Below are 7,113 nucleotides of genomic sequence, written 5' to 3' on the forward strand. Positions count from 1 at the left end.
TCTTTAGGCATCGAGTTTTTTAAAGAGTACACATGCGTTATGCCCGCCAAACCCAAAGGTATTGCTCATAGCAACTTTAATGTCTCGTTTTTGCGCTTTATTAAGCGTGAGGTTTAGGGACGGGTCAATATTTTCGTCTACCGTGGTGTGATTTATTGTTGGTGGAACGATGCCATTTTCCATTGCTAAGATAGAGGCAATTGCTTCTATTGCACCTGCGGCACCCAATAAGTGCCCGGTCATAGATTTAGTTGAATTAATATTAATGTCTTTTGCGTGTTCACCAAAAACATTTACAATTGCTTTTAATTCGGCCACATCTCCAAGTGGCGTTGAAGTACCGTGCGTATTTATAGTATCTACTTGGTCTGAACTCATATTGGCATCGCGCAACGTGTTAAGCATAACGCGTTCCACGCCAATGCCGTCTGGGTGTGGTGCCGTCATATGGTAAGCATCGCTGCTCATACCACCGCCAATTACTTCGGCATAAATTTTTGCGCCACGTTTTTTCGCGTGTTCGTACTCTTCTAAGATTAAAGCTCCAGCGCCCTCACCCAAAACAAAACCATCTCGGGTTGCATCAAAAGGTCGGGATGCGGTTTCGGGGCTTTCGTTACGGGTAGATAATGCATGCATAGCGTTAAAGCCACCCATTCCGGCTAGCGTTACAGCCGCTTCGCTACCACCAGTAACAATAACGTCGCAATGCCCCAACCGTATATAGTTGAGTGCATCAATCATTGCATTGGCAGAGGATGCGCAGGCAGAGACCGTGGTATAGTTCGGGCCCATAAAACCGTGCTTTATGGAGATATTTCCTGGCGCAATATCTGCAATCATTTTTGGAATAAAGAAGGGGTTGAAACGTGGTGTTCCATCCCCTTCAGCAAAGTTTATAACTTCATTTTGAAAAGTTTCTAGCCCACCTATTCCGGCTCCCCAAATAACACCAACGCGAAATTTATCAACCTCATCTAGGTTAATTCCTGCATCTTGTATTGCTTCATCTGAAGATACTAAGGCATATTGGGCAAAGCGGTCTAGTTTTCGAGCTTCTTTCCGGTCAAAATGATCTTCTGCATTAAAATTCTTCAATTCGCAAGCGAATTTAGTTTTGAACTTTTCAGCATCAAAATACGTTATGGGCGCACAGCCACTTTTCCCGTTAACAAGGCCATCCCAATATTCTTTAATATTGTTGCCAATAGGGGTAAGGGCGCCAAGGCCTGTAACTACAACTCGCTTTAATTCCATAGAAGAATTCTTATTTTGCTGCTTCTATATAGGAAATTGCTTGACCTACCGTTGCAATATTTTCTGCTTGGTCGTCTGGAATCTGGATATCAAATTCTTTTTCAAATTCCATGATTAGCTCTACCGTATCTAAGGAGTCGGCTCCTAAGTCGTTAGTGAAGCTCGCTTCGTTTACAACTTCGTTTTCGTCTACACCTAATTTGTCTACGATAATCGCTTTTACTCTTGATGCAATGTCTGACATAATTCTTGATTTTTAAATTTAATTATAAGTGGCAAAAATAAAATATTTTAATTGAAAACACCATTTAATGTTGAAAATGTGAACTTGATGATTTTAACCACTTCACACTCATACATTTTTTGACCTACCAATTTAAACATTTTTGGGCGAAGTAAAACCCTATTGCCTTACTTTTGTGTTTTATTTGTTAATATTTACTTCAAAGAAAAACTTTTGGAAACGGAAATGAAGAAGCGGATTGTAATTTTTGCATCGGGTAGTGGCACCAATACCGAGAACATTATTAAATACTTTCAACGAGCCCAATTTGCCGAGGTCGTTCAGGTGCTTTCAAACAAGAAAGATGCCAAGGTTTTAGAACGTGCTAAAAATCTGAACGTTGCGGCAATTTCTTTTTCGAAAGATGAATTATTTGCAAGTGAAGGAGTTTTAAAAATTTTGAAAGAAACCAAGCCAGACATCATTGTTTTGGCGGGTTTTCTGTTGAAATTTCCTGAAATAATTCTAAAAGAGTTTCCAAATAAAGTAATAAATATTCATCCAGCATTGCTGCCAAAATACGGCGGAAAAGGAATGTACGGCAATTTTGTCCACGAAGCAGTTGTAAAAAATAATGAAGTTGAAACTGGAATAACCATTCATTATGTAAATGAAAATTACGATGAAGGGGCGATTATTTCACAGAAAAAAGTAACCCTTTCAGATAACGAAACACCAGAAACTGTTGCCGAAAAAATACATAAGTTGGAATACGAATGGTTTCCGAAAATAGTTGAAGAAGTTTTACGAAAAACATCCACCCCTAACCCCTCCTTCAAAGGAGGCGAACTATAAAGTTATGGCGAGTAAAAAACAAAAATTTTACGTAGTCTGGTTCGGGAATCCCGCTGGTATTTTTGGCAGTTGGGAGGAGTGCAAACGCTCCATTCAAGGGGTTAAAGGCGCACAATACAAAAGTTTTGAATCTTTTGCCGAAGCCAAAAAAGCTTATAATAAGGAGTACGCCGATTATAAAGGAAAAAAGTCGAAAAAGACACTTTCAAAAGAACAGCTTCAAAAAATAGGCGAACCCAATTTATATTCCATTGCTGTAGATGCAGCTTCTAGCGGCAACCCCGGTAAGATGGAATATCGCGGGGTTGATACCCAAACGCACAAACAACTTTTTCACCAAGGGCCATTTCAGCAGGGAACTAATAATATTGGGGAATTTTTAGCCTTAGTACACGGCTTGGCATTTCTTCAAAAAAAGGGAAGCGACCGAATTCTTTATACTGACTCACGGATTGCAATGGGCTGGGTGAAGAAGAAAAAATGCAATACAAAACTGAAGCCATCTGCAAAAAATAAAGTTCTTTTTGAATTGGTTGCCCGCGCCGAAAATTGGCTAAAAACCAATACATACGAAACGAAAATCGTGAAATGGGAAACCAAGGCTTGGGGTGAAATTCCTGCGGATTTTGGGCGGAAGTGAAACATACTATAAGATTCTTTCAAAGCTGTTAAAAGCTCATTCTGTTCTAATTAATTTAATTAAATTTGCACCTCATTTCAAAAATCTTTTATGAGCAAACTCGTAATCGTTGGTACCGTAGCTTTTGATGCTATTGAAACTCCTTTCGGAAAAACCGATAAAATTCTTGGCGGTGCTGCTACCTATATAGGTTTGGCAGCTTCGCAATTTAATGTTGATGGCGCAATTGTTTCTATTGTTGGGGGCGATTTTCCAAAAGAAGACCTTAAAATGCTCGAAGAAAACGGAATGGATATTTCGGGCCTTGAGGTTGTAGAGGATGGAAAAACCTTCTTTTGGAGCGGAAAATATCACAATGATATGAACACCCGCGACACTTTGGTAACCGATCTAAATGTGCTTGCAGACTTCAATCCACAAGTACCACAAGATTATCGCGATGCCGAAGTGGTTATGTTAGGAAACTTACACCCGCTCGTCCAACTAGGTGTAATTGAACAAATGAATGTGCCTAAACTAATAGTGCTTGACACCATGAATTTCTGGATGGATAGTGCTTTGGAAGATTTATTGAAAGTTATTGCCAAAGTAGATGTAATTACTATAAACGATGAAGAGGCAAGACAACTTTCAGGCGAATATTCATTGGTAAAGGCGGCGCAAAAAATAATGGAAATGGGTCCAAAATATGTGGTAATTAAAAAAGGGGAACACGGCGCTTTGCTATTTAGTGAAGACGATGTTTTCTTTGCACCAGCTATGCCGTTGCGCGAAGTTTTTGATCCAACTGGCGCGGGCGATACATTTGCTGGTGGTTTTACGGGCTATTTAGCTAGAACAGGCGATTATAGTTATAACAATATGAAGAATGCTGTAATAAATGGTTCTGCCCTTGCCTCGTTTTGTGTAGAAAAATTTGGGCCGGAACGATTGCTCACGCTTACAAATAAAGATGTGCATCAACGCATTCAACAGTTTAAAAGCTTAACACAATTTGATATCAAATTAACCTAAATACGCGCCCTGAATTTTCAGGGCGTTTTTTGTACATTTATATAGTTTCAGAAAAATTATGAGCGACGCCTTAAAACACGAATGTGGAATTGCACTAGTAAGACTGTTGAAACCCTTGGAATACTACAAGGAAAAATACGGAACGGCTTTTTACGGGGTAAACAAAATGTATTTAATGATGGAAAAGCAGCACAACCGCGGACAGGACGGTGCGGGTTTTGCCAGCATTAAAATGGATGTAAATCCTGGGGAACGCTATATTAGCCGCGTTAGATCAAACGCCGCGCAGCCAATTCAAGATATTTTTTCGCAGATTAACGAACGAATAAATTTAGAGTTTTCGCAACATCCCGAATATAAAGACGATGTTGCCGCTCAAAAAAAGAACATACCCTATATAGGTGAACTTTTTCTTGGCCACGTGCGTTACGGAACCTTCGGCTTAAATAGCGTTGAGAATGTTCATCCTTTTTTACGTCAGAATAACTGGATGCACCGCAACTTAATTATTGCGGGAAATTTCAATATGACGAATACCAACGAGCTTTTCGACACACTTATAAAACTGGGAATGCATCCAAAAGAAAAGGCCGATACCGTTACCGTGATGGAAAAAATTGGTCACTTTTTAGACGATGCAGTGCGCAAGCTTTATAAAAAAGCAAAAGCCAAAGGTTTAAGCAAACAAGAAGCTTCACCATATATTGCCAAACATTTAAACGTAGCAAAGATCCTTCGTAGATCGGCCGCAGATTGGGACGGAGGTTATGCAATGGCCGGACTCCTTGGGCATGGCGATGCTTTTGTTCTTCGCGATCCTGCAGGGATTCGTCCCGCGTATTACTATCAAGATGACGAGGTAGTTGTAGTGGCATCTGAACGTCCAGCAATCCAAACGGTATTTAATGTTCCTTTTGAAGAAGTTAAAGAACTTGAGCCTGGAAACGCAATAATAATAGAGAAAAATGGAAAGATGAAACTCTCAGAGATTCTGCCTCCTTTAGAACGAAAATCCTGTTCCTTTGAACGTATATATTTTTCTCGCGGAAGTGATGCCGAAATATACCAAGAACGGAAAATGCTTGGGAAATTAGTGATGCCAAAAGTATTGGAATCAATTGATTATGACACAGACAATTCGGTTTTTTCATTTATTCCGAATACAGCCGAAACTTCCTTTTATGGCATGTTAGAAGCAGCCCAAGACGAATTAAACAAGCAGAAAAATGAGGCTATTCTCAAGGAACGAGATAGCTTAACTGAAGAACGCCTTCGCGAAATACAAGCTCATAAAGTTAGAACTGAAAAAATTGCCATTAAAGACGTAAAACTCAGAACTTTTATTACTGACGATAGTAGCAGAGACGATTTGGTAGCGCATGTTTACGACGTAACCTACGGTGTAGTAAAAACCGATGATAATCTTGTTATTATTGATGACAGTATTGTTCGCGGCACAACTTTAAAGAAAAGTATCTTAAAAATGCTCGATAGGCTTAACCCCAAGCAGATAGTTGTAGTATCTTCAGCGCCGCAAATACGATATCCAGACTGTTACGGGATTGATATGGCACGTCTTGAAGATTTAGTAGCATTTCAAGCAGCTTTAGCGCTTCATAAAGATCGTGGAACTTATACTATAGTTGAAGACATCTACCAGCAATGCAAGAAACAAGTGGCAATGGAAGATGCTGCTGTTATCAATCACGTCAAAAAACTTTATGCGCCGTTTTCAGATGAAGAAATTTCAGACAAAATAGCTGAAATTATTAGTGAAGAAAATATAAAGGCTAAAGTGAAACTTATCTTTCAATCTGTAGATGATTTACACAAAGCATGTCCAAAAAATCTTGGTGATTGGTACTTTACAGGTAATTATCCCACAGCTGGAGGCAACCGAGTTGTTAATAGAGCCTATATCAATTTCTTCGAAGGAAATCCAGAACGCGCCTATTAATTTTTTAATTTTTTAACACCGCAAACACCGTTTAACGGAATTCTAATCCACTTAAACGAATTTGTTGATTCACAATATTTTAAGGCCAAAAGTTGAATTATATTTGGGCTTACCATTAGGCGTAAGTAGGTTAGGTCTATGGTAAGATTTGGGGCAAAAAAGGTAGATCGAAAGATCTGCCTTTTTTCATGCCCCAAATTCGGGGTGGCGAGCTTTCAAATTGTCTTTATCAATTCAAAACCTTTATGCGAGGCGTTTTTCCAACTCGCATTCGAAAGTTTGCATTTTATCACTTCTACTATGGATTACTGTTAGCGTGATTGGCGAGCTTTCGAAATGTCTTTATTAATTCAAAACCTTTATGCGAGCCGTTTTTCCAAATCGCATTCGAAAGTTTGCATTTTATCACTTCTACTATGGATTATTGCTAGCGTGATTGGCGAGCTTTCAAATTGTCATTATTAATTCAAAACCTTTATGCGAGCCGTTTTTCCGAATCGCATTCGAAAGTTTGCATTTTATCACTTCTACTATGGATTACTGTTAGCGTGATTGGCGAGCTTTCAAATTGTCTTTATTAATTCAAAACCTTTATGCGAGCCGTTTTTCCAACTCGCATGCGAAAGTTTGTATTTTTTTGGTTTCAATTCGAATTTCTAATTGAATGAGTTGCGAGTTTTTAAACATTTTTATCCGAACAACTAATTTTTGGTCGTTGTATAGAATCTTTAGAAAGCTCTGGAATATTTCAGGCTACTATTTCTTCAAGCGGCTGAAATTGTAAAGGTTGCTCATCATCTATTAAACGCAACCTATATTATATTACGGGAAATTTCCAAACTCAAAAAAGTTTACCATTTAATAATTATCACTTTCAGGACTTGGATGAGTTGTGTTAAAATATTAACTAAACCAATCAACTTCAATTCCAGATTTAACGAATAGAGCGTTTCATCGAATAAACAAGCGTTTCGTCTAAAAGCAAAATTTGCAATCAGATAATGTTATATATTTGAGCATACCATTAGCATAAGTAGGTTAAGTTCATGGTAGATTTGGGGCAAAAAAAGACAAACACTCGTTTGTCTTTTTTTATACCCAAATCTGAACGGGGTGGCGAGCATCCGATGTTTTATTACAAAGTTCTAAATATCAATCGAGCCGTTT

At 38.6% G+C, this 7,113-nt stretch carries 6 protein-coding genes; 4 read left to right on the forward strand and 2 right to left on the reverse strand.

Features of this window, described 5'->3' with window-relative positions; genetic code table 11:
- Window positions 1-3: 3 nt before the first annotated feature.
- Both fabF and K8089_RS13200 read right to left on the reverse strand, forming a co-directional pair.
- The gene (gene fabF, locus K8089_RS13195; RefSeq protein WP_237603764.1) at window positions 4-1,257 is read right to left on the reverse strand and encodes a beta-ketoacyl-ACP synthase II; all 1,254 of its coding nucleotides are present in this window, start codon (window positions 1,255-1,257) and stop codon (window positions 4-6) included.
- A 10-nt stretch (window positions 1,258-1,267) separates the two neighbouring features.
- Window positions 1,268-1,501: an acyl carrier protein gene (locus tag K8089_RS13200; RefSeq protein WP_014781833.1), complete on the reverse strand. Its 234-nt coding sequence runs from the start codon at window positions 1,499-1,501 to the stop codon at window positions 1,268-1,270.
- Between the two features lie 225 nt (window positions 1,502-1,726).
- On the opposite strand from K8089_RS13200, the gene purN reads away from it, so the two are divergent.
- From purN to K8089_RS13220, 4 genes are all read left to right on the forward strand, one after another.
- Entirely contained in the window at window positions 1,727-2,335 is a 609-nt protein-coding gene (purN, locus tag K8089_RS13205) for a phosphoribosylglycinamide formyltransferase (RefSeq protein ID WP_237603765.1), read from the forward strand.
- 4 nt (window positions 2,336-2,339) lie between these two features.
- The gene (locus K8089_RS13210; protein ID WP_237603766.1) at window positions 2,340-2,975 is read left to right on the forward strand and encodes a ribonuclease H1 domain-containing protein; all 636 of its coding nucleotides are present in this window, start codon (window positions 2,340-2,342) and stop codon (window positions 2,973-2,975) included.
- 90 nt (window positions 2,976-3,065) lie between these two features.
- A complete protein-coding gene (locus K8089_RS13215; RefSeq protein ID WP_237603767.1) occupies window positions 3,066-3,989 on the forward strand; it encodes a PfkB family carbohydrate kinase in 924 nt (307 codons plus the stop codon).
- A 58-nt stretch (window positions 3,990-4,047) separates the two neighbouring features.
- Complete coding sequence (locus K8089_RS13220) at window positions 4,048-5,946, forward strand: amidophosphoribosyltransferase (RefSeq protein WP_237603768.1); 1,899 nt, start codon at window positions 4,048-4,050, stop codon at window positions 5,944-5,946.
- Window positions 5,947-7,113: the final 1,167 nt, after the last annotated feature.

This window comes from Aequorivita vitellina (assembly GCF_022008365.1).
Classification (GTDB): domain Bacteria; phylum Bacteroidota; class Bacteroidia; order Flavobacteriales; family Flavobacteriaceae; genus Aequorivita; species Aequorivita vitellina.

Coding starts and splice junctions, on each gene's coding strand:
- fabF (WP_237603764.1), bottom strand. CDS start 1,257: ATGGAATTAAAGCGAGTTGTAGTTACAGGCCTTGGCGCCCTTACCCCT.
- K8089_RS13200 (WP_014781833.1), bottom strand. CDS start 1,501: ATGTCAGACATTGCATCAAGAGTAAAAGCGATTATCGTAGACAAATTA.
- purN (WP_237603765.1), top strand. CDS start 1,727: ATGAAGAAGCGGATTGTAATTTTTGCATCGGGTAGTGGCACCAATACC.
- K8089_RS13210 (WP_237603766.1), top strand. CDS start 2,340: ATGGCGAGTAAAAAACAAAAATTTTACGTAGTCTGGTTCGGGAATCCC.
- K8089_RS13215 (WP_237603767.1), top strand. CDS start 3,066: ATGAGCAAACTCGTAATCGTTGGTACCGTAGCTTTTGATGCTATTGAA.
- K8089_RS13220 (WP_237603768.1), top strand. CDS start 4,048: ATGAGCGACGCCTTAAAACACGAATGTGGAATTGCACTAGTAAGACTG.